The sequence below is a fragment of the Streptomyces sp. NPDC001832 genome, from assembly GCF_040297265.1.
Classification (GTDB): Bacteria; Actinomycetota; Actinomycetes; order Streptomycetales; family Streptomycetaceae; genus Streptomyces.
In genome coordinates this window covers 1-20,905 of the sequence record NZ_JBEOYU010000016.1, presented here as the reverse complement: position 1 = coordinate 20,905, position 20,905 = coordinate 1, and the positions used below count along the sequence as shown (strand labels likewise).

At 70.0% G+C, this 20,905-nt stretch carries 22 protein-coding genes; 18 read left to right on the top strand and 4 right to left on the bottom strand.

Annotated elements, in window-relative coordinates:
* Positions 1–430: 430 nt before the first annotated feature.
* Entirely contained in the window at positions 431–1,483 is a 1,053-nt protein-coding gene (locus tag ABT115_RS15435; protein WP_351789050.1) for a hypothetical protein, read from the top strand.
* A 127-nt stretch (positions 1,484–1,610) separates the two neighbouring features.
* Complete coding sequence (locus tag ABT115_RS15430) at positions 1,611–2,423, top strand: P-loop NTPase family protein (protein WP_351789047.1); 813 nt, start codon at positions 1,611–1,613, stop codon at positions 2,421–2,423.
* A gap of 100 nt (positions 2,424–2,523) precedes the next feature.
* On the opposite strand, the gene ABT115_RS15425 is transcribed toward ABT115_RS15430, so the two are convergent.
* Entirely contained in the window at positions 2,524–3,096 is a 573-nt protein-coding gene (locus ABT115_RS15425) for an HD domain-containing protein (RefSeq protein WP_351789044.1), read from the bottom strand.
* Between the two features lie 17 nt (positions 3,097–3,113).
* Positions 3,114–4,202 carry a helix-turn-helix domain-containing protein gene (locus ABT115_RS15420; protein ID WP_351789041.1) on the bottom strand — a complete coding sequence of 363 codons (1,089 nt, stop codon included), beginning with the start codon at positions 4,200–4,202 and terminating at the stop codon, positions 3,114–3,116.
* 169 nt (positions 4,203–4,371) lie between these two features.
* Between ABT115_RS15420 and ABT115_RS15415 the strand changes: the two genes are divergently transcribed.
* The 10 genes from ABT115_RS15415 (at position 4,372) to ABT115_RS15370 (ending at position 12,201) form a co-directional block, all read left to right on the top strand.
* Positions 4,372–4,764 carry a DUF6415 family natural product biosynthesis protein gene (locus tag ABT115_RS15415; RefSeq protein ID WP_351789039.1) on the top strand — a complete coding sequence of 131 codons (393 nt, stop codon included), beginning with the start codon at positions 4,372–4,374 and terminating at the stop codon, positions 4,762–4,764.
* 36 nt (positions 4,765–4,800) lie between these two features.
* A complete protein-coding gene (locus ABT115_RS15410; protein WP_351789036.1) occupies positions 4,801–5,121 on the top strand; it encodes a hypothetical protein in 321 nt (106 codons plus the stop codon).
* A 556-nt stretch (positions 5,122–5,677) separates the two neighbouring features.
* Positions 5,678–6,112, top strand: coding sequence for an NUDIX hydrolase (locus ABT115_RS15405; RefSeq protein ID WP_351789033.1), 435 nt, complete (start codon positions 5,678–5,680; stop codon positions 6,110–6,112).
* A 37-nt stretch (positions 6,113–6,149) separates the two neighbouring features.
* Positions 6,150–8,042 (top strand): radical SAM/SPASM domain-containing protein, encoded by a 1,893-nt coding sequence (locus tag ABT115_RS15400; protein ID WP_351789031.1) that lies wholly within the window; start codon positions 6,150–6,152, stop codon positions 8,040–8,042.
* The gene (locus ABT115_RS15395; RefSeq protein ID WP_351789028.1) at positions 8,039–8,668 is read left to right on the top strand and encodes a hypothetical protein; all 630 of its coding nucleotides are present in this window, start codon (positions 8,039–8,041) and stop codon (positions 8,666–8,668) included. Before ABT115_RS15400 ends, ABT115_RS15395 begins: the two co-directional genes overlap by 4 nt.
* Positions 8,665–9,390: a hypothetical protein gene (locus tag ABT115_RS15390; protein ID WP_351789025.1), complete on the top strand. Its 726-nt coding sequence runs from the start codon at positions 8,665–8,667 to the stop codon at positions 9,388–9,390. The genes ABT115_RS15395 and ABT115_RS15390 overlap by 4 nt, the downstream gene beginning before the upstream one ends.
* 12 nt (positions 9,391–9,402) lie before the next feature.
* Entirely contained in the window at positions 9,403–10,038 is a 636-nt protein-coding gene (locus ABT115_RS15385) for a nucleoside/nucleotide kinase family protein (RefSeq protein WP_351789022.1), read from the top strand.
* Between the two features lie 14 nt (positions 10,039–10,052).
* Complete coding sequence (locus ABT115_RS15380) at positions 10,053–10,949, top strand: protein kinase domain-containing protein (RefSeq protein ID WP_351789019.1); 897 nt, start codon at positions 10,053–10,055, stop codon at positions 10,947–10,949.
* Between the two features lie 94 nt (positions 10,950–11,043).
* On the top strand, positions 11,044–11,199 hold the full coding sequence (locus ABT115_RS15375; protein WP_351789016.1) for a hypothetical protein: 156 nt from the start codon (positions 11,044–11,046) through the stop codon (positions 11,197–11,199).
* Between the two features lie 99 nt (positions 11,200–11,298).
* On the top strand, positions 11,299–12,201 hold the full coding sequence (locus ABT115_RS15370) for an aKG-HExxH-type peptide beta-hydroxylase (protein WP_351789014.1): 903 nt from the start codon (positions 11,299–11,301) through the stop codon (positions 12,199–12,201).
* A gap of 69 nt (positions 12,202–12,270) precedes the next feature.
* On the opposite strand, the gene ABT115_RS15365 is transcribed toward ABT115_RS15370, so the two are convergent.
* Positions 12,271–12,981 carry a hypothetical protein gene (locus ABT115_RS15365; protein WP_351789011.1) on the bottom strand — a complete coding sequence of 237 codons (711 nt, stop codon included), beginning with the start codon at positions 12,979–12,981 and terminating at the stop codon, positions 12,271–12,273.
* A 418-nt stretch (positions 12,982–13,399) separates the two neighbouring features.
* Between ABT115_RS15365 and ABT115_RS15360 the strand changes: the two genes are divergently transcribed.
* From ABT115_RS15360 to ABT115_RS15335, 6 genes are all read left to right on the top strand, one after another.
* Entirely contained in the window at positions 13,400–13,915 is a 516-nt protein-coding gene (locus ABT115_RS15360) for a hypothetical protein (RefSeq protein WP_351789009.1), read from the top strand.
* Between the two features lie 63 nt (positions 13,916–13,978).
* Positions 13,979–14,779, top strand: a complete 801-nt coding sequence (locus ABT115_RS15355) for a DUF6042 family protein (protein WP_351789006.1) — start codon at positions 13,979–13,981, stop codon at positions 14,777–14,779.
* Complete coding sequence (locus ABT115_RS15350) at positions 14,776–15,339, top strand: AAA family ATPase (RefSeq protein WP_351789003.1); 564 nt, start codon at positions 14,776–14,778, stop codon at positions 15,337–15,339. Before ABT115_RS15355 ends, ABT115_RS15350 begins: the two co-directional genes overlap by 4 nt.
* Positions 15,340–15,411: 72 nt before the next feature.
* On the top strand, positions 15,412–16,032 hold the full coding sequence (locus tag ABT115_RS15345) for a zinc finger domain-containing protein (RefSeq protein ID WP_351789000.1): 621 nt from the start codon (positions 15,412–15,414) through the stop codon (positions 16,030–16,032).
* A 100-nt stretch (positions 16,033–16,132) separates the two neighbouring features.
* A complete protein-coding gene (locus ABT115_RS15340; protein ID WP_351788997.1) occupies positions 16,133–16,444 on the top strand; it encodes a hypothetical protein in 312 nt (103 codons plus the stop codon).
* Positions 16,445–16,844: 400 nt separating this feature from the next.
* Positions 16,845–17,813: a hypothetical protein gene (locus ABT115_RS15335; RefSeq protein WP_351788995.1), complete on the top strand. Its 969-nt coding sequence runs from the start codon at positions 16,845–16,847 to the stop codon at positions 17,811–17,813.
* Positions 17,814–17,936: 123 nt separating this feature from the next.
* Here the strand turns inward: ABT115_RS15335 and ABT115_RS15330 are convergent, their stop codons facing one another.
* Entirely contained in the window at positions 17,937–20,327 is a 2,391-nt protein-coding gene (locus ABT115_RS15330) for a DEAD/DEAH box helicase (protein ID WP_351788993.1), read from the bottom strand.
* Positions 20,328–20,905 lie beyond the last annotated feature (578 nt).

Sequence of the window (20,905 nt, the reverse complement as noted above, 5' to 3'; positions counted from 1 at the left end):
AGTGGGTCGCTCCGCTGCACGAAGCCATCCACCGGCCGCTCGGGTTGGCGGAGCAGACCGACCCGCGCCGCTACCTCCACATCCCGAAGAACTTCTCCGACGACGACGCGGAGATACGCGTCGACCTGCCCCGGAACCTGCGGTTCTCGCGGGACCAGGTCGCCGACCTCATCACCCAGAAGCTCGCCCTTCAGGGCGTGACGTTTGCCTGGAACGTCGCCGGGCGCGACACGCACCTGCTGGTGAAGAAGACCCGCAAGCCCCCGGCCAAGGCCGCCTTCAAGGACCCCAAGACGCGGGAGCTGGTGGCCAACGCCAGGGAGTCCGCGCCCGTCATCGGGATTGGCTCCGGCGGCCGGATCGTCACATCCTGGTCAACGCCAGTACCGGCGGCGGCAAGTCGGCGACCCTGCGCTGCATCGCCTGCCAGATGCTCCACCACGGCTGGCTCGTCTTCGTCCTCGACACCAAACGGATCTCCCACCCCTGGGCCAACGGCATCGACGGCGTCACGTACTGCCGCGACATCGCCGACATCCACGACCAGCTCATTGAACTCGGCACGATCGGCCGGCGCCGCACCCGCATCGCCGACGAACTGGGCATCGACGCCGACCCGAAAGCCATCGGCCCGCGGATACTGATCCTCCTCGAAGAGGTCAACGCGACGATGAAGCAGCTGGCCCGCTACTGGGAGAAGACCCGCGAGTCCGGCGACCCGAAGGTCTCCCCGGCCATCGACGCGCTCAACGAGATCCTCTACATGGGCCGCCAGCTGCGCATGCACGTCCTCCTGGTCGCCCAGTCCGCGACCGCCCGCGCCCTCGGGGGCCCGGAGGTCCGCGAGCAGTTCGCCACACGCATCCTCGCCCGCTACAGCGTCAACGCCTGGCGGATGCTCGCCCCGGAGGTCCACCCGGCGCCGAAGCCCACTAAGCACCCCGGGCGCGCCCAGGTCGTCAGCGGCGGCTCCGCGAGGGAGACACAGGTCCTCTTCTTCACCGAAGCCGAAGCCCGCCAGTGGGCCACCGCCGGCAAACAGGCCGAAGCCGCAGACCGGCCCGGTGCGGTGCAGCTGCAGAAGCCGCACGCCGCCCCCTTTGGCGACGCCCGAACCACCAGCGCCCCCGAACTCCCGCCCGCCACCGAGCCGTCCGTGAGCCGGGACCTGCTCGCCGACGCCTGGAGCCACACCCCGGCCCCGGCCGCCGACCCGGGCGACAGCACGGCCAGCACCACACAGACACCGCCGACGAGCCCGGCCCCGGCCGACGACGACCAGGCGGTGGGACTGCGCCAGGCCGCCGAACACCACCTGCCCGGGATCACCCTGGCCGCGCTGCGCTTCGCCCGCGCCAACGACCCGGCCTTCCCCGGCTCGGTCGACAAGCGCGGCGCCGAACTCCTCTACCGCGTCGGCGACCTCAAGAAGTGGGCCCGCAACCGGCCCCGCGCCACCACCGGCACCACCGACCTGGACTGACCCGCCGGTCCGCCGACACCGGCCGAACCGGACCTGTCCGGTTTCGCCGACACGATCCCAGCTCTGGTGAACACCCGGTTCGCCAGGCACAGCACAGACAGACAGACAGAAGAGGAACACCGCACCCATGAAGAAGACCGCGCTCCCAAAGATGCTGAGCTTCTCCGCCCCCGATCTGCGCGAGCAGATAGAGGCGCTGCCCGAGGGGACCGCGCTCATCGGCATCAGCACAGACGGGCGGGCCATCGCCGTCGACCTGGACGTCGAAGCCCCGCACGTCCTGGTCTGCACCGCCAGCGGGGGCGGCAGCACCACGATGCTGCGCTCCCTGACCGCCCAGTTCCTGCACCAGGGCGCCCACGCTTTGGTCCTCGACCCCAAGCGGATCGCCCACCTGTGGGCGAAGGCCCTGCCCACGGTGACCCACCGCGGCAACATCGCCGGCATCCACGACGCCCTGGTCGGCCTCGGCTCCGAGCTGAAGCGCCGCCTCGACCTCGAGGGCGACCTGGAGGACGTGCCGCGCCTGATCGTCGCGCTCGACGAGGCCAACGCCACGCTGCGCCAGCTCGCCCGCTACTGGGAGACGGTCCGGCAGAAGGACGACCCGAAGACGTCCCCGGCCATCACCGCGCTCGAGGACGCCCTCTGGGCGGGACGCGCGGCCCGCATCCACGTCATCTTCGACGGGCGGCCCCACGCCACCGTCCTCGGACCGGAGACCCGAGAGCAGTTCGCCACGGTGATCCTGGCGCGGTTCACGGCCGACACCTGGGAGCGCCTGGTCCCGATGGCCGGCCCCGCCCCGAAGCAGCGTCATCCCCAGCGAGGCTGCTTCCACGTCGTCCAGCAGGACAGCACCCACGAGACGCAGGCGGTCCGGATGACTGACGCCGACGTCGTCAACTGGCTCACCGACCCGGAGGACAACGAGAGCTGACCCCGAGCCGGTCACACCACGGGCCCCGGGGGATCAACATCCCCCGGGGCCCGGCTCCATGCAGTCGCGCCGTCCGACGACGGTGGCGGCTGGGGATCGGTCAGGACAGGAAGTTCTTCTGCCACTGGAGCGAGTCCATGCTCAGCGCGGCATCGGCCAGGGCCTTCGCGGACGGTGTCTTGAGTGACGCGAGGCTGGTGTCGATCCAGTTCTGGGTGAGGCTGTAGCCCTGTTCCCGGTACTCCACCGCCTGCACCAGGCACTCGAGCTTGTCCGCGTCGCGGGCGACGACCGCCTCCGGGGTCTCGCCGGCTTCGTACTCGTCGACCGCGCTCTGCACCCCGGTACGGACGGCCGGGTGAGCGTTTGAGACCTGGTCCGCGGTCACCTCGCCGTTCGGGGCGGCCCGCAGGTAGCGGCGGCCGATGTGCGGGATGTCGCCGACGCGGGTTTCCTGGCTGTCGTGGAACAGGCACATCAGCGCGACCCGGGCCGGGTCGGCGCCTTCCATCATGGCGAGGACCGAGCCGATGATCCCGACGCGGAAGGAGTGTTCGGCAACGGACTCGGGGTTCTTGTTGCCGGTGAACCACCAGCCGGTGCGGGCGGAGCGCTTGAGCACGCCCATCTCGAAGATGAAGCCCGCGGTGCCCTTGGTGGTGTCGTCCGACATGCCATGCCTCCGGTTGCTCAGGTGCGGTTGTTGTCGAGAACGTAATGGACTCTGCCCAGCTCCCGGCGTGATCGTGCTGAAAGGTGAACGCCGTCCAGTAGTTGGGCTGTGCGCTCGCGCAGTGGGGAGGAGAGCGGGCCGGCCGCCTGCGGCAGCCACGGGGCCACGGCAAGGAGCGCGTGCAGGGAGTGCGCGTACAGGTCGACGAAGGCGGGCGCTTCGACCAGGCCGACGGCGAGACCGCGCAGCAGGGTCAGCGCGTCCCAGCCGGACAGCCCCCGGTCGCACATGAACGTGTCGTCGCTCTGCGGGACGGGCAGCGCACCCAGCCACAGCGCCCAGTAGTTCAGGTTCGCGGCCTCGGCGGTGTCGTCGCCGGCCAGGGCGCGGTCGATGAAGTCGAGCAGCGGCTGCGGGTCACCGAGCCGGGCCAGGGCGGTCGCGGTGGAGCGGGCGGCGGCCCACTGCGGTGACCATCCCCGGCGGGCGAGGACGTCGCGCCGCCCGTGGAGGGTGTGCGCGGTCCACGCGGCGGCGTCCGGGCTGTGGTCGTAGGAGGCGAGGTAGAGCGCCTGGCGGTGCAGCAGCACGCCGCTTTCGCCTTGCCGGGCGGCGTGCTCGGTGGTGGCGCGCAGCCGGTCGAAGAACACTGCCCGGTCGCCCGTGGCCAGTTGCGGGGAAGGGGCGACCGGCCCGCGACGGGGCCCGGGTAACCGTCCGGCGAGGGCCGGCGGTGTGGTCCCGTTCAACGCCCAGGCCAGCATGTGCGCGGTGTCCCGGGTGTGTACCCACCCGGCCAGTGGATGCGGTCCGCCGTCGTCGTCGAGACCGGCCGCGACGATGCGGTCCGCGTCCATCGCCGCGTCCAGCCACCGCACCAAACCTGCATCCGCACCGAGCGCGGGCAATCGCCGCCGCAGCTCCAGCAGCGCCCCGGCCCTCATGTTCGCCAGCGGGCGCCGCCCTGACTCCCAGCCTTGCAACGTGTCGACGTCCACGCCCAGGGCCTCGGCCATCGCCACCTGCGTACGCGGGATGCTCTCGCGGGCCAGGCGCAGCACGAAGCCCGTGATCGCTCCCGCCGATGTCCGTCGCGGCCTGGCCATACCGGTCTGCTCCCCGGTCGCCCTGCGCACCGAAACCCGTACTCACGGTCAGTCCTACCGCATCCCGTCCCTCCGTACGGTCGGGATACGGCCAACACCAGGCGATCGGGCACACCGGCGCCGACCGGCCGCTTCCGCACGCGACCACGCCCACTGCAGCGAGGCCCTGATGAGCAGCACGCACACGGTCCTGTACGACCCCGACGGGCTGATCGAGGCGGAGCTCCCGCTCGACCGCGAACCGTACGAATGCCTCGTCGCGGCCGTGCTGGCGTGGACCGACCCGGACATACAGCCCCGCGACTACGCGCAGATCGCCCTACAACTCACCGGGCACGCACGCGCCGTCGCCTCCGACATCCAGCGGCACGCCTACCGGCTGCCGAAGGACAGCGGCCGACGGGCACTCGCCGAGGTGGTGCTTGCCGAGGCGGAACGGCGGCTGTCCGCGCCGGCGGAAGGCACCCTGCGCTGCGCCCAGGGCCGCGCCCGGCTGGTCCGCGCCTTGTACGGGCGGCTGGACCGGCTCGCACAACCCCCGCCCGCCACGGGGGCTTCCTGAAGCTGCCGCGTGCCCGGGCGGGACCACGGTCCCCGGGTGCGCGGCGTATCGCCCCGCCCGGACCCCGGGCGGACAGCACCACTCGATCCGACACGAGAGGGGCACCACCATGACCACCGTCATCGAGCCCGCCACCGTCGCGAACCGGGCCAGGCAGATCCTGGACGCCTGCAGGCCGACCCCGAGTTCGGCCGGCTGTGGGAAGGCTGCGCGAAGTACAGCAGCGACTGGGACGACTTCTACGGCTACCCGATCATCCTCGACCACGACCCCGTCGCCGACGCGCCCGCCCTGTTCTCCGAGACCACCCGCGCCATGGCGCTCAAGTCCGCCATGTACGAGCTCACCGACTGTTGACGTCATGTCGCATGCCCTGTGCGCCCAGTTCACCCTGCTCTCCCGGATGCAGGACTCGTCTGCGAGACGGCCAGGATGGTTCCACAGCTTGTCGCCGTCGCCGACCCGTACGGCGTGCCGGTGTATTCGGGCAGCGGATTCAACGGGCTGCCGGCGAAACGGGGAGCAGCGCCGCGAGCGGCCGCGGACGGACACCGCGACCATTACGGGCTCGACCCCGGCCAGCCCGTGCAGTGGGAGGTTGAGGCCCTGGACCCGGCCGAGCCAGCGCCTGGTCCTCGCCGCCGTCGACCCGTACATACCACGCCGTACTCGCCAGCCAGATCGCCCGCGAGGAAGAAGACCACTTGTTGAACGGGTGGTTGGCCGTCAGAACTCGGACAGCGGACGGTGGTACCACGGTTACGCCACGTTGTTCGTGCCGTGTGATTCAGGATCTAGACTTCAGGGCCATTTCACCGGTTTCGGCTCTGCTGCTCCGATCTACGCGGCTGTGAACCGTGAGAGCGGACGCCATGAGCGCGTCCGCATCCGACGAACCAAGAGGGGTGGTCCCGTGCCCGTAAAGGTCACCAAAGACAAGGTGCTGTGCTACGTCGTGCGCGACGGGAAGCTGCTGGTCTTCCGGCACACCGACTACAGCTACGAGGAGGTCGGCATCCAGGTCCCGGCGGGCAGCATCCGCGCGGGTGAGACGCCGGAGGCGGCGGCACTGCGGGAAGCGGGGGAGGAGACCGGCCTCAGCGACTTCAAGGTTGTGCGGAAGCTCGGTCTCACCGAGTACGACATGAGCCCGTACCGGTTCGAGCTCCAGCGCCGGCACGTCTTCCACCTGGAGCTGACCGAGCCCACGCCGGAGCGGTGGGCCAGCCAGGAGGACCACGACGGCGAGCAGGAGCCCACCCGCTTCGAGTGCTTCTGGATCCCGCTGGAGGCCGCCCACGTGCTGCAGTCCGGCCAGGGCGCCCTGCTGGGACGCCTCTACGACTGAGTTCCGTCCGGTCACGGCCCACCGCAGGAGGCAGCCGATGTACCGCACCACCGAACAGCACGGACCGATCGAGATCGAGCAGCCGTACCGCGGCCTGGACGCCGAGGACACCACCAGCGCCGTATCGGTGATTCTGAAGTTGCGCGGTGAGACCTGCGACATCGACTGCCTGTACTGCTACGAGAAGCGCAAGGAGGCCCCGGGAGGCGCCCGGATCGACGCCGGCCAGGTGCGCCGGCTCGCCGAGCTCTTCGCGGGGCGACCGCTCGCCGTGGAACTCCACGGCGGCGAGCCGCTGACGGCGGGCCGCGAGCACGTCGCCGAGGTCCTGCGCGAACTGGCCGCCCAGCCAAGCGTGGTCCGGGTCTCGATGCAGACCAACGGCGTGCTGCTGGACGCCCAGTGGCTGGACCTCTTCGACGCGGAGTGTCCCGGCCTGCAGATCGGCATCTCCCTGGACGGCGACGCGAAGGGCAACGCGTGGCGGGTCGGCTATGACGGCAAGCCCGTCTACCCCCGCGTCGCCGCGGCCCTGCGGCTCCTGGCCGAGCGAGGCCGCCGCACCGGGGTGATCGCGGCGGTCACCCCCGCCATCCTCGGCCGCGCCGAAGCCGTCCTGGACCACCTGACCGGGTTCGAGGCCGTCAACGCGATCAGCTTCGTGCCGTGCTTCGACACCGCCGTCCTGCGGCCCACCGCCGCCTCCGGCCGCCGCCTTCCGGCGAGCCGACAGCTCCAGCAGGCGGCCGTCAACGCAGCGGGCGGGCCCGCCTGGGCGATCAGCCCGGACGCGTACGCCGAGTTCGTCCTTGCCGCCACCACCCACTGGATCCAGGCGGGGCACTTCGCCCGCCTGAAGCTGGAGCCGGCGGTCTCCACCATCCGGCGCCTGCGCGGCCTGGGATCGGGGTTCTGCCACTTCTCCGACCTCAAGTGCGACCACGTCTTCACGCTCTACCCGGACGGCCGGTTCGGAAGCTGCGACGAACTGCCTTGGCCGCAGGCCCAGTTAAGCCGCCTCGACCAGGTCGGCGACCAAGTGGGGATCATCGCCGCGCAACGCCGGCTTCCCCTGCTGAACCAGGGCAAGGACCTGATGGGCCGGTGCACCACCTGCGACTACCGCTCGGCGTGCGGTGGAGGCTGCATCGCCACCCGCTGGCGCTACGAGAAAGCCGGGGATCAGGACGCCTACTGCGACTACCGGATGCGGATGATCGACGGCATCGCCGCCCTTCTCGCGCAGCCCGCCCACCCGGCCGGCGCCTGGTGCAGCACCACCCACTGGCGCCCCCGCACACCGAACAGCATGCGCGACATCGACACCTTCCTCGCCCGCTGGAACAACGCCGACGCGCCCCGCCCTCCGGTGAGGCTCCACACCAGCGCACACGGCAACATCAACACCGTTGGCCGGCCTGGGATCCACGAGGCCGACGACCTCGACCCGGCCCACCCCCATTGGCACGCGGCGATCGAACCCGGCATCCGCCCCCTGGTCGACGCCGTCACCGACACGTGGGGCCTCGTCACCTACGACAGCTGCCAGGGCCACCCCTACACCGGCCTCGACCTGGCGCCCGCCGAGCGGCGGATCGGCATCCTGCCGCGCGACCGCACGCAGTACGCCGAAGTCGCCGCAGCCCTGTGCCGCACGGTCACCGCGGCCGCGCCCGCTCTGCCCCCTGCCGTGCAGGTGACCGTCGGGCGCGCGGAACTTCAGTGCGAGACCAGCGGGCGCACCGTCCCGGTACTCGACCTGGTCCTCCTGCCCGCCCCCGGGCACGGCTGGCCGGCGTACTTCACAGCCGTCGACACCGCCACGCACGCCCTGGCCCGCGCGCTCACCGACGAGCGGCCCACCAGCGACGGATGCGCCTGCCCAACGCCCCGGCCCGTCGCGGCCGCGGCCCAGAAGGCACTGACGTGATCACCGCCCCGGACACGCTGACGATCCACCAGCTGCTCGGGCGCATCGTGTACTTCCACGCCCTGCACATCGCCCCCGAGCAGCGCACCGACGCACCGCCCCAGCCCGGCCCGATGTGCTGCAACCACCAAGCGGCCCCCGGCCGGCGCTCGGCCGCCGAGGTCCTCACGGACTCGGCCTGGAACGCCCTCGTCGAGGTTGCGACCGCTCTTCCGGCCCACCACCGGCCGTGCCCGATCGCCTCCGGGACATGCTGCGCGACCTGCCGCATCACCGCTGCCGCCGCGGCGGTCGCCGGCGGCTGGGCGACGACCGAACACCGCGCCTACCGACAAGGCGAACCGACCGCACAGCTCGTGACGGACTGCGGAACCGCCGCAGCGGACCGCATCGGCCGGGTCTTCGCCGCCCAGCACCATGCCGCCTGCCCGGCGCTCGACAGCATCACCACCCCGCCGCCGCAGGCACTGCCCAGCGCGGACACGTTGCCGCTCACGGGGGAGCTGCTGGCGCTGTGGGCGGACCCGGCCGCCACCACCCGCAACCCCGTGGCCAGCTGGCTCAACCACTGCACCGGCCTCGCCGACGTCCGCCGCGTGCTCGACTCGAGGAGGAGCACCACGTGATCCACATCGCTGAGACCGTCAGCACCGGCAGCATCGAGAACTTCCTCGCCCCTGAGGAACGCGACCGGCTCGCCACCGTGATGCGCACCTTCCTCACCTCCGACGAGCGAGGTCGCTTCGGCGAGCAGCGCACCCACTCCATCCACGAGATCCCCGGCCACTCCCCGGAGCAGGCCATGGCCGTGTACGAGCCGGCCGGGCGGGTGGAGACACCGAAGATCCCCGCCGAGGCCGAGGACCTGCTCCAGCTCGCCTTCGACCGGGCCCGCCCGGCACTGTCCCGCGTCATGCCGTCCATCACCACCTGCCGACCCTGGACCTACGTCGAATACGGGCCCGGCCAGCACATCACCAGCCACCTCGACGGCATCGCCCCCGACCCGCTCGCCTGGCCGCGGCAGATCGCCGGGATCAGCGTGGTCATCAGCCAGGCGGAGACCGGCGGCGCCTTCTACGTCGAGAGTTCCTCCAGCGACCGCCTGTGGAACACGCGACTGGAACACGACCCGGGCAGCGGCTACGCCGGCGGCATGTGGCTTGCCCACGATGGCGCCGACCACTCCGCCGACTGGTTCACGGCGATGCCGCGCACCCGATGGAACGTCACCCCCGCACCCGGCACCGCCCTGCTGTACGGATCCCAACTCGCCCACGGCACCGAGCCGGTGACCAGCGGCCGGGTCGCGAAGTTCATCAGCTGGCTCATCGCCGAGAAGGACTGAAAGGGGAAGCCCATGCTGCTGGCCCTGGAAGGCATCGCCGGCGCGGGCAAGAGCACGCTGCGCGACCGGCTCCTCGCCGACGCCCACGGCGCGCACATCGCCCTGGGCCACATCGGCCAGTTCTCCTGGCTGTCCCTCGAAGCCACCCGCACCATCATCGGCCTGCGGGCCGGCCACCCGGCCGCCACCAGCGACCAGGCCCTGGCCGCCGCCCACGGTGATCTGGAACTCCACGTCCGGCACAACCTCACCCCCGCACTGGCCACGGGCCCGCTGGTCGCCGACCGGCTCACCCTGTCGACCGTCTGCCTGCTCGCCCTGCTGCACCACCGGCCCATCGACAACTACGTGCGCCCGCTGGCCAAGGTGGAGCCCGCCCGGGCGGACCTCACCGTCCTGGTGACCACCAAACCCGACCTGTGCCAGGCCAGGCTGGCACGCCGACCGACAGCGCGCCGCTTCGCGGAGGACCCGGCGACCGCCGTCCGCCTCGCCGACCTCTACGAACAAGCCGCCACGGCCTGGACGGACATCACCGGCCTACCTGTACTGCGCCACCCGTGCACCACCGAAACCGACCTCGACCTGCTGGCCGCGGCGTGTCTGGAACGGCTGCGCGAAGCCGACCGGCCCGCAGCGCGAACATGAGGAGCGTCCCCGCCATGCGCCTGCACCCGATGCACCCCGCCGCCTGGGTCCTCGACCAGCTCCGCGACGCCGGATGGCACGTCCACGACCTGCTCGCCTTCACCCGCGCCAGCACCCTGGTCCTCGCCAACCGCGACGGCGCCACCCCGGTGGTCCTCAAGGCCGGGTTCGGAAGCAACCACGTCCTGGCCGAACTCGACGAGAATACCCGGCCGGCCGCCTACGGCTTCTACTGGTACGCGGAGATGACCGAGGCCGAACGCGCCCTGACCCGCGAGGACTTCCGTCACGAGATTGCCGTCGCGCGCACCGCCACCGGCGCCGAGCACATCGTGCCGCTGCTGGAGGAGGGCAGCACCGACCGGTTCGACTGGTACACGATGCCCCACTGCGCCGGCGGCAGCTTTCGCCCTCTGCTGACCGAGGCCGGTGGCAGCCAGGCGGTCGGCCTGCGGGTGCTGGCCGACGTTGCCGACGGCCTGGTCGCCCTGCACGAGCGCGGCATCGTGCACCGCGACGTCTACCAGGAGAACGTCCTCCTCCACGAAGACCGCGGCCTGATCACCGACCTCGGCGCCGCCTGCCGCCTCGACACCCCCCGTGGGCCTGCCGCCCGCGGCCCCGAGGTCCACTGGCCCCCCGAGTACGCGACCTCCTACAGCACGGCCACGCCGGCTGCCGACGTCTTCAGCCTCGCGGTCCTCACCTACCGCTACCTCTGCGCCGACATTCCCCGCCACGGGCACTCCCACCTGGAGACCGCACCGGCCGCACTGCGCCCGCTGCTGACCGCTTCCCTCGCCCCCGAGCCGAAAGACCGGCCCGAGATAAGCGAGTTGCGCGACGGGCTCCGGCACGCGGCTGCACCGACCACCGCGCCCCACCGCGCGGTCACCGACACCACCCCGTAAGGACGGAGACCCGGTGCCCACCGCCCGATCGCCCCCGCCCCCCCCCGCCCCGCACGTGCACGGCCCATCATCCGCGTTCGGAAGGACGAGCACCATGGACAACAACCGGATCAACGACTTCCTCGACGCCGTCGGCGAGCTCCGCGGCGAGGACGAGACCGTCCGCGCCACCGCCCACACCTCCAGCGTCTCCGCCGAGGGCTGGACGACCACCGAGGCGGCCGAGCCCTCCACGGGCAGCGACGCCTGAGCGTCACCACCGCGCCGGCGGTGAACTGCCGGTGAGCACCGCCTGGGGCCGGACCCGCCAGGTCCGGCCCCAGGCCCAGCCCCGTCGGAAGGACCTCCCGTGCACGTGCCCGCCATCGACTTCGCCCTCGCCCCGGTCCAGGACCTGCACCGGGACCGAACCAGCCGGATCCACACCCTCCTTCAGGCCGACAGCGCCCCCGCCCGGAGTACAGCCGCTGACTACTGCCTGGCCCACCACGCCCTCGAAGGTGCCGAAACCGCCGCGCGTACCAAAGACGCTGTCACCTTTGACTGGTACCGCGCCCACCCCGATGCGAACGCGTCGGCGCTGACCACGCCCACCGCCGTGGGGCCGCGCATCGTGGTCGCCCCGGACCCAGACGGCATGCTCCGCTCCCCGCTATCGGAGACCCCGTACTACCTCCTGGGGCCCGACACTGCCGCCGCCCCGGGGGAACAGCAGGAACTGACCGCCACCGCGTACGCCATGGGCGCTCAGGCCGGATTCGCCGGCCTCCTGACCGACCACGCCGTCGTCGCCTGCCTGCTGCAGCGCAAGAGCCTTGGCGACACCCTCATCAGCTGGTCCATCACCCGGCTTCCCGGCACCATCTTCTGCGACCACGTCGGCGACCCCGCCGTATTGGCCCGGGACCTCATCCATGAGGCCGGCCACAACTGGCTCAACGACGCCCTGTCAGCCACCACCTGCAAGATCAGCGAAGAGACGACGTTTTACTCCCCGTGGAGGAAGACCAGGCGCCCGGCCTTCGGCTTTCTCCACGCCTGCTGGGCCTTCCCCCTCACCATGATCTACACCGCCCGCGTCCTCCCGGACACCGACGGCCCCACCCACGACTTCCTAGCCGCCTACCTGGAGCAGCAGCGCGGTCTTCTCGCCACCACTGCCGAGGACCACCCCCGCGCGCTTGCCCTGATCACCGACCCCACGCTGAGACAGCACCTGCGCTCCGTTCACGACGAGGCCCTCAACCTGTGAGCTGCACGACTTCCCAGCACTGCGTGTCCTTTCCGTGTGGGTGGCGGACTGAGAGCGAACTCCGCCCGATCAACGCCCCGCGTCGATGCCCTTCCAGCCGTGCCCGAGCCCGCGGCGCCGCAGCCGCGACGACGGAGCAGCGGGGGCCGGGCGGGTGTTCAGCGCGTCGGTCACCCGCTTGGCAGCCGTCGGAGTGAGGCCGGCGGTGACCTGCCCGGAGGCGAGGACCCGGGCGTACGTTCCAGACCCGTAGGCGGCCAGAGCTACCGCGAGCGACGCCGCGGCCGTGTCGGCCGGCCCAGCGCCCCACCGCAGTTCGTCCTCGATAGCGGGCGCCTGGCGGGGGAGTTCACGACGGGCAGCGAGGAGCACGGCGAGGGCCTGGGCGTGGGCCGCGTCCAGCGTGACGGTCAACAGAGCGGGTCCGAGCTGGTGAACCCGGTGCCCGCCGAGGCTGTGCGCGGTGAGAGCCCGCCGCAGGCCGGTGCTCAGCACCGCCGGGTCTTCGGCACGGTCGGCATGACCGGATGACGCGGCCACGGCCGGTGCGTGCTCCACACGTTCACGTAGCGCGGCGACGGCGGCCGGGACGACCGCCAGGAGCTCAGCGGCCTCCGGGCTGAGCTCGGACAGGGCCCCGGCGAGCACCTCCAGCGCGGTGGCCGCGTCCTCGACGGCTCCGGTACTCCACCGCTCAGGTCCGGCGGCGTCGGCGAGAGCACACACAGCGATCACCGCGCTCTCGGCCAGCGGGTCCAGGAGGGTGGTGGTTAGCTTCATGTCCCGCCCAACGAGTACGGCCAGTCCGTGTGATGCTGGCAACCCATGATCGCCGCTGCACCCGTCCGGTTCGACAGTCACGTTGGGGGATCATCCCGTTCACCGCGCAGCGCACCGTGTGGCCCCTGGAGGCGTTCGCCTTGCTCGGGGCCCGGTGACGATTGAGCGGGTGCCGACGTGGCGTCAGCGGTGCTTACGACCCCCGCTGCGCTCAGCGCGCACAAACTGCGCCACCTTCGGGAGAACGCTCTTCGTTGAGCTGCCCTCGGGGGTTAGCAGCCGCTGTCCGGGACCGTGGCCGTGGACCGATTCCACCTCGTGGAGCAGTGGCACGACGGCGCGCACATCACGGCCGACCGAGACACCGAGACCGGAACCGTCCCCTACGAGCTGTACGCGCTGGAGAGCAGTGCCTGACATGAAGCTCAACGACCTTGGCCCGCTGATGGCTCGCCGCCGGGACGGCGGCCTCAGCTTCGACTTCGACCGCTTCCGCGCCGACCCGGCACTGGCAGCCCTGCAATGGCCGGACGATGTCCTGAGGGACTTCCTCTTCGACCACGGCGACAACGGCCACTTCGTGGACGACTACGGAGACGTCGATCTGTGCGCCATCACCTGGAAGCTGGAGACGATCCCGGCTGCGGCCTTCCCCACCATGCCGACCGGCGAGAGCGACGCCGGCTGCATCGAGAGCTACGCCGCCGACCCGGTGTACTGGGTCAAGGTGCGGCCCCCGGAAGTCGGCCGGCACTGGGAGGACCACGGGACGTGGCTGCGCCCGCCGCTCCTCATCGACCGGCGCCTCCTGGACCCGGCGGACAGCGGACTGCAGGTCCTGGAGGGCCGTACCCGCGTCGGAGTGCTGCGCGGCCGCCTCCGCGAGCAGCTGCGCGTCGCTCCCGCCCACCAGGCATGGGTGGGACGTCCGTGAGAACCTGCCGCGTCTCGCTGCGTACGCTGCGAGCACCGAGGTGTTTTCGAGGAAGAGCTGCGGATGACTGAGAAGGCGTCTATGCCCGGGCCGCGCCGGGATCTGGCGATGCACAACGACTGGTGGGTGTCGGGCTGGGAGCACGTCCTGCCCCGTCAGGGCTTCCCACTGACCATGCTGATCGGGACGGCATGCCAGCCCGGTTTCACCGGCTCACTGGACGACCTGGTGCACGAGCTCTTCGACGGGCACTGGGACATGATCGGCGGCGACCTCGACGGCGCGCTCACCTTCTCCTGGCCGGATGAGGAATGGGACTACGAGGCCGCGCCGGAGGGCCGCGAGGCATGCGAGGCGGCCCGCTGGGAGCAGTTCAGCACCATGCTGACGACAGCCGGCTTCCCGGTGCCCACCACCGTGCGGGACCTGTCCGAGCTCTACCTGACGTGGGGCCTGGCCCGCCGCGAAGAGACGCCGGACGGCACTCGATGGTCCATGCCCGCCGCGCTGCCGCTGCCCGGCGACCTGCTGCCCCTGGACCCCGAACTCACCGAGCGCCTCGACGGGATCCGCTGGACGATGCGCACCGGCCCGCTCCTCGACACCCTCATCGACCACCTGGTCGACGATCTGGGTGAACCGGCAGAGACCCTCACCTCCCTGGACCGGCTGGCGGCAGCCACGGGCCAGGACGTCGACGACGTCCGGCTCGCTCTTACGGAACTCGTGAAATCCGGCGACGCCCGTGTCCAGCGCGGCGAGGAGCTGGCCGACGCGGAGCGCCTGGAGGCCCACCGCCGCTTCCGCCTGGTCATGGACTGGGAGCACTTCCACGAGAACCGCATCAAGGTCAGCCGCGGGTGACTGAGGCCGCGCACGGCACCGTGGGGACCAGCGACACGCGCCTAATCGTGCTCCGAGGCAACAGCGCCTCGGGCAAGTCGTCCGTCGCGGCCGGCCTGCGCGAGAAGTTCGGCCGCAACCTCGCCATCATCGCCCAGGACAACCTCCGCCGGATCGTGCTGCGCGAACGCGACCGGCCCGGCGGTGCCAACATCGGCCTGATCGACCTCACCGCCCGCTACGCCCTGGACCACGGCTTCCACGTCGTCCTGGAGGGCATCCTGTACGCCGACCGCTACGGCACGATGCTCCAGGACCTGGTGCGCGCCCACGAGGGCGTCACACGGTGCTACTACCTCCACGTGCCCTTCGAGGAGACGGTGCTCCGGCACGCGTCGAAACCAGACGCCGAGTACCTTGCGCACGTCAACGAGGGCCACCTACGCGACTGGTACCGAGAGAAGGACCTGCTCCCTAACGGCCTGGAGACCGTCGTCGACGCGGCCAGCACCCTGGACGACACGGTCCAACAGATCTTCTCCGAGAGCGGTCTGGACGGCATTCTCCCGATCGACCGCTGAGGGGCGCCACCGCAGGTACGGTCAGCTTCACGGCACGCAAGATGGCACACACCACCGGACCCAGGGGGGCCAATGGGCGTGGAGAACGGATCGCAGAGCATCCCGTGGGGCGGCGAGTGGCGACGACACCTCCGCTCCGACGCTGAGATGGATCTCGTGCGCTCGTGGATGCGCCGTGTCGAGTGCCCGACCTGCAAGACAGCCGCAGGGCGGGCCTGCCGCACCGCGGGCGGCCGCCCGACCAACGAACACCGTGCACGCCGTGACGCCGTCGGCCCCATCCCGTACGCGAAGTGGCGAAAGGAGGGCCTCATCCCGGAGCAGCGGACGTACACGATTCCGGCCGTGCTCAAGGAGTCGGAGAAGGCCCGCGCCGACTTCAACGTGGACACCGCCCTGGCCGACGGTGTGGCGGTCGTCCGCTTGTTCCTCGCCGACCGGCTCGGGTTGTTCCTCCAGGGCGAGGAGGCCATGGACCGCATCGACGACGCCGTGCGCAAACTGATTGAGGTCCGCGGCCCGGTGGGGACGGCCGACGTGGTCACTGTCCTCGCCAGCCAAGTCGCCTCGCTGCTGGCTGCGAACGCCGGACCCGATGGCGATCCGGAGGCCCTGTTCGACACGATGATCCGCGCGCAGATCGACATGGTCCGCAGGATGAATGCGATCGAGAAGGAACGAGCCGACGGCTGACCGGCCGGTCAACACTGATGTAGTGCCACCCACTAACTTCCTGCCGATGCAGTACCAACCTGCACGCTGGCGGTGTTCCGTTCGAGCGAAGGGATGAGCTGTGCCCGACCGACCTGAAATCGTCTGCATCTGCGGCTCTACCCGGTTCGTGGACGAGATGCGTGCGGTGAATCGTGATCTGACCTTCGCCGGGGTCATTGTTGTCGCGCCAGGCGAAGCAGACGAGTTGATCACCGACAAGCAGAAGACGGCGCTGGACGCCCTCCACCTGCGCAAGATCGACCTGGCAGACCGGGTTCTGGTCGTCAACCCTGGCGGGTACATCGGCGAGTCCACGAGCAGGGAAATCGACTATGCCCACGCCATTGGCAAGCCGATTTCGTTCACCGATCCCGCCTCCGCTGCAACGTAGTTCGCCGGGGGAGCGACCCAAGATCCGAGGGTCTACACGCACACCAGTGCCAGCTCAGAACCCCCGGGCATCGCACTCAAGTGCGTGTAGGGCCTGGGGCGCGATGCCGCTGACCCTCTGGCGTGGGCATCGGTTGCGTACGCCGCAGTCGGCCGTCACATGCAGGTATATGCCTTGCTCCTGTACGTCCTGGGGCAGGATGCTCATCCCTGTGAATACATCGCTTCGACAGCCAAATGACGGTACCGGCCTTTTCGGTGAGCAGTACAGCCGCCGAAACTGCCCGCAGGCCACCCGGGATGGCGAGCCGATGGGGCGATGGATAGCCCTGGACGAGTCTGGATGGGATGGAGATCAGCTCCATGGCGAAGACCGTAGCCGCTACCTGACCATCGGATCCGTGGCCATCAGCGACGAAGACGCCGCCGACCTGGTCGACGGCCTCCGCCGAACCACACGGATCCAGGCCCCTGAACTGAAGTTCGGCACCTCCTTCGCCAAGGACGGGCAGACCCAACGCCGCAAGGCTCTCGCCGCGCTGCTCGGCCCTGGCGGCGCCCTCGAGGGGCGGGCATCGGTGTATGTCCTGGACAAGCACTACTTCATCGTGGGAAAGCTCATCGACCTCTTCGTCGAGGAGCAGACGTACAAGCAGGGCCTGGATATCCGGAACACCGGTGTCGCCCGCAAAATGGCCCGGGACCTATTCACTGAGGGCCCGCGAGCCCTCGGGCCAGCACTCTTCAACCGGCTGCTCGCCGCCACGGTCGCCTTCGCCTCGTACAAGAACCGCGACCAACAGGTCAGCGTCGACGACTTCTACGACGTCGTCGAAGAGGCGTGGGCACGCTCATCCCGGCGCAACGTAACTTCTCTCCTGGGGCTGCTGCGTACTACACGGGCGGAGGCACGCGAGTACCTCGATGACGCCTTCGGGCCGGACGCGTCACTTCTTGCCGCGCTGGAACCTCTGATCCCTGGTGTGGCTGCGGTTACAGGGAACTGGTCCCGACGGGTGGGCCGGGTCAACATCCTTACTGACGACCAACGCACGCTGACCGACCAGCATCTGAACAGCATCGTCGACGACGCTCGTGGTCTGGGGCATCCCGAGTTCCGCTACATTTCACGGGACGTGAGCCTGGGTGAGCTCTTGCGCGGCAAGTCAAGTCACCACCCGTCTCTGCAGCTCGCCGACCTGGTTGCTGGTGCAGGGTTCGCCGTGGCCAAGCGCCACGATGGGTACCTCACCCCCGCAGGAGAAGACCTCTACTCAGTGATCGTTCCGCTTATTGACCCCGCCGGGATGCTGTCTCACGACGATCCCAGCAGAGTTGCCCAAGCAGGTGCTCCGGTGCCGGCAAGCTAGGCCCAGTGAACGTGGGCGAGATCGTCAACTCGAGGCCGTCGGTCAACCAAGAAAGCCAATGTCTGGGCTGGCCAGAGGGGTTGCACCCCAAGCCTGCGCAACCCCTCGTGTAGTTCGACGTTGCTACGTTGCCACCGCCCACTCCAGCCCGAGGTCGGCGAGCACCTGGAGCTTGTCGGCGGTCAGCTTGGCCCGGCGGCTCTTGCTGTTGCTGAGGAACACCCCGAGCTTCACCTCCGACCCGTCCGGCAACGCCTCTACGTGACCCCTGGAGACCGTCACAGAGCCCGTGCGGGCCTTGTATTGCGCCAGGGCCGCCACGCCCTTCTCGAAGGCGCTCACGGGCGCGGTGGACGGCTTTGCCGGCGCTTCGAGTTCTGCCGCCATTGGTACGACGCCGATGGCCTCCAGGCGCTCGCGCTGCCCGGAGCTCAGCGCACCCCAGACCTCCGGCTTCCGCTGCTTGGCGAGCCACTTCCCGATGTCCATCCCGTGGACGGTGACCCCGGGTTCGACGTACGCGAGGATGCTCTCCTCCGCGAGCATCTCGCGCACCACGGCGTAATGCCTCTGCCACTCCGGCGGCCACGACGGGTTCCAGTCCTCATCAACCGCGCGCAGCGCCGTCTCCCACTCCGGGTGCCCCTCCAGGGCCCCGGGGCGGCGGAGATTGGACAGCCACTGCCCCACCCGCCGGTCCAGCATGGTCGCGGACCGGGGCGCGCACAGCGTCCAGTGCTGCTCGTAGTACGCCTTGGCGGCCTCCAGGTTCTCCTGAAACCGCTCATCGGCCGGGGACCAGACCATGCCCAGCTTCTCCAGCCGCCCGGCGCGCTGGCCGGTCATCTGCCCCGCCCCGTACGCCCGCCGCTGCTCCGCGACCCACTGCCCGAGCGGGTACGCGCCCTCCTTGTGCCCGTACGGAACCCTGGCATGAAGCTCACGCTCGGTGAACTTCTTGAGCGACGCCCAGCCGCGAGCCCAGTCCTGTTTCTCCGTGTCGATCACGTTGAAGGAAATCCAGTCCGCGACCATCACCGGGTCACGCGGAGCCGCAAAACGGAGCAGGAGACGGGTTTCTTCCTCCCCGTCCTCGGGCTTCGCGCCGATGTACTCGGACGGCTGCGCCACGTCCTTCTGAGGCTCCTGCGGAATCGCCAACAATTCCACGGCCTCTTCGTCGTGCGCGCGCAGACCCTCCAATACCTTCACCAAAGGCCGGTACGATCCCGACGTGAACATATCCTCCGGCTGTTCACCGGGCTGGAGAAATACCGGCACGATCAGAGAGGCCAGTTTCCCTTGTCCCGGCTTCTGCCGCAGCGCCCGCCCGATGGCCTGGACAATGTCGTGTGGCGCCCCCTTGGGGTCCAGCAGGGCGACGCTGTCCACCGCCCGGATGTCGACGCCCTCGCCCAGGACCCGGCAGTTCGAGAGCACCGCCCGCCGGGCGGTGGACCCGAACTCGCCCAGGACGTCCCGCCGGCGCTCGGGCACGTGCTCACCGCACAGCCAGTCCGCCCACACCGTCGCCGGGTACTTCTCGGGCTGGTCTGCGTGCAGCCGCTTGGCCACACGCTCCAGGCCCTCCGCATACGCCGCGGCCTCTATCGTCCGGTGGTGGAAGGTGATGCACGTCTGGAGCTGGTGCTGCTCCATGGTGTGCAGGAGCGCCGCCTGGAGCGCCCCGAGCCGCTGCCCACGCACCTCCTCACCGCGCCGCTCCTCGCCCATCAGCCGCTCCGGAGTGACCACCGGGTCCTGGAGCTCCAGGACGATGATCTGGTACCGCGCAAGCAGGCCCCGCGAGACGGCAGACGCCAGCGAGAGCTTGTAGAGCACCGGCCCGAACACGGCCTCGTCATCCATCGAGGCCGCCATTTCCTTCGGCAGCGCCTCGCGCACCCCCTCCGCGACCTCCCAGTTCGGCCGCTCCTGCCAGATCCGCGGCGTCGCCGTCAGATACAGCCGGCGGTGCGCCGGGATGACGTGCTGGTTGTGGATGTCGGCCCACGCCTTGCCCATCGAGCCGGACGTCCGGTGCGCCTCATCCACCACGGCGAGGTCCAGCGGGGCGAGCTGCTGCCCGTAGACGCCCTCGAAAGCCTCCGCCAGCACCCCCAGCGACGCGTACGTCCCGAAGATGGTGACGGGCCCCTCCCCGTGCCACAGCGCCAGCTGCACCGGGTTGGTGGTGGAGCGCACCTTCAGGCTCCACAGCTCCGGGTCGTCGCTGAGGCTGCACACCGCGACCGCCGGCCCCGTGTGCCCGGCCCCGCGCCACTCCCGGACCGTCTGGGTCAGAAGGTCCAGCGTCGGCACCAGAACGAGAATGCGACCCTTGGGCACAATGCGCTTTGCCGACACTGCAGCAATGGTGGTCTTTCCCGTTCCGCACGCAGCATGTACCTGCCCACGTAGGCCATTGACAGGAATACCGCCCGGCGGGATATCAAGACCGCGCACAATGGCCGCCACGGCCTCAATCTGGTGAGGAAACAGTTTCCTGGCCATTCCCGTGTTCTCCTTTTCGCGGAATCGGTGCGCAATCAGAAAAGAAAGTCCGGCGCAGCGCGAGGGGCTGGGGGTGCTGCTGTCTATACCCAGATGCTACACAGTCAGAGCCGTGATGCATCACCCGTGCGGCATGTTCGCCCTGTAGGCTGATACTTGACTGAATACCGCCCCGCCTGCACGGTTCGTAGGGTATGCTGGCAGGGTATTGGTGAACGTGAGCAGCCGTTTTCGAGGGTGGGGGAGGGGTTCGGGTGGAGGCGCAGCGAGCCCGTCACTTGCGGCGAGGCCGGCAGTACTGTCAGGCCGACGGTTCGTCACTCTCGTTGGAGGGTGGTGACCTGAAACTCAAGGGGCTACACAGTGCCCGCACCTGATGCACCGTCCCCTTGCCGCCAGCCAAGGAGTCTCGCTTGCGAGGCTCCCCCGCAATTCGCGCTTGCGCGAATTGACGCTCTTTTATAATTCCGTTTACGGAATTCATTCCCGCGTTTACGCGGGAATTCGAATTGCGCTTGCGCAATTCGCGTCTATGCAGCGGCTTGCCGCTGCATATCCCGCGGAGCGGGATATGCAGC

What these genes read in the sequence shown, in the direction of transcription:
- ABT115_RS15435 (WP_351789050.1), top strand. Translation starts at nt 431, where the DNA reads ATGCTCCACCACGGCTGGCTCGTCTTCGTCCTCGACACCAAACGGATC.
- ABT115_RS15430 (WP_351789047.1), top strand. Translation starts at nt 1,611, where the DNA reads ATGAAGAAGACCGCGCTCCCAAAGATGCTGAGCTTCTCCGCCCCCGAT.
- ABT115_RS15425 (WP_351789044.1), bottom strand. Translation starts at nt 3,096, where the DNA reads ATGTCGGACGACACCACCAAGGGCACCGCGGGCTTCATCTTCGAGATG.
- ABT115_RS15420 (WP_351789041.1), bottom strand. Translation starts at nt 4,202, where the DNA reads ATGGCCAGGCCGCGACGGACATCGGCGGGAGCGATCACGGGCTTCGTG.
- ABT115_RS15415 (WP_351789039.1), top strand. Translation starts at nt 4,372, where the DNA reads ATGAGCAGCACGCACACGGTCCTGTACGACCCCGACGGGCTGATCGAG.
- ABT115_RS15400 (WP_351789031.1), top strand. Translation starts at nt 6,150, where the DNA reads ATGTACCGCACCACCGAACAGCACGGACCGATCGAGATCGAGCAGCCG.
- ABT115_RS15385 (WP_351789022.1), top strand. Translation starts at nt 9,403, where the DNA reads ATGCTGCTGGCCCTGGAAGGCATCGCCGGCGCGGGCAAGAGCACGCTG.
- ABT115_RS15380 (WP_351789019.1), top strand. Translation starts at nt 10,053, where the DNA reads ATGCGCCTGCACCCGATGCACCCCGCCGCCTGGGTCCTCGACCAGCTC.
- ABT115_RS15375 (WP_351789016.1), top strand. Translation starts at nt 11,044, where the DNA reads ATGGACAACAACCGGATCAACGACTTCCTCGACGCCGTCGGCGAGCTC.
- ABT115_RS15365 (WP_351789011.1), bottom strand. Translation starts at nt 12,981, where the DNA reads ATGAAGCTAACCACCACCCTCCTGGACCCGCTGGCCGAGAGCGCGGTG.
- ABT115_RS15360 (WP_351789009.1), top strand. Translation starts at nt 13,400, where the DNA reads ATGAAGCTCAACGACCTTGGCCCGCTGATGGCTCGCCGCCGGGACGGC.
- ABT115_RS15355 (WP_351789006.1), top strand. Translation starts at nt 13,979, where the DNA reads ATGACTGAGAAGGCGTCTATGCCCGGGCCGCGCCGGGATCTGGCGATG.
- ABT115_RS15345 (WP_351789000.1), top strand. Translation starts at nt 15,412, where the DNA reads ATGGGCGTGGAGAACGGATCGCAGAGCATCCCGTGGGGCGGCGAGTGG.
- ABT115_RS15330 (WP_351788993.1), bottom strand. Translation starts at nt 20,327, where the DNA reads ATGGCCAGGAAACTGTTTCCTCACCAGATTGAGGCCGTGGCGGCCATT.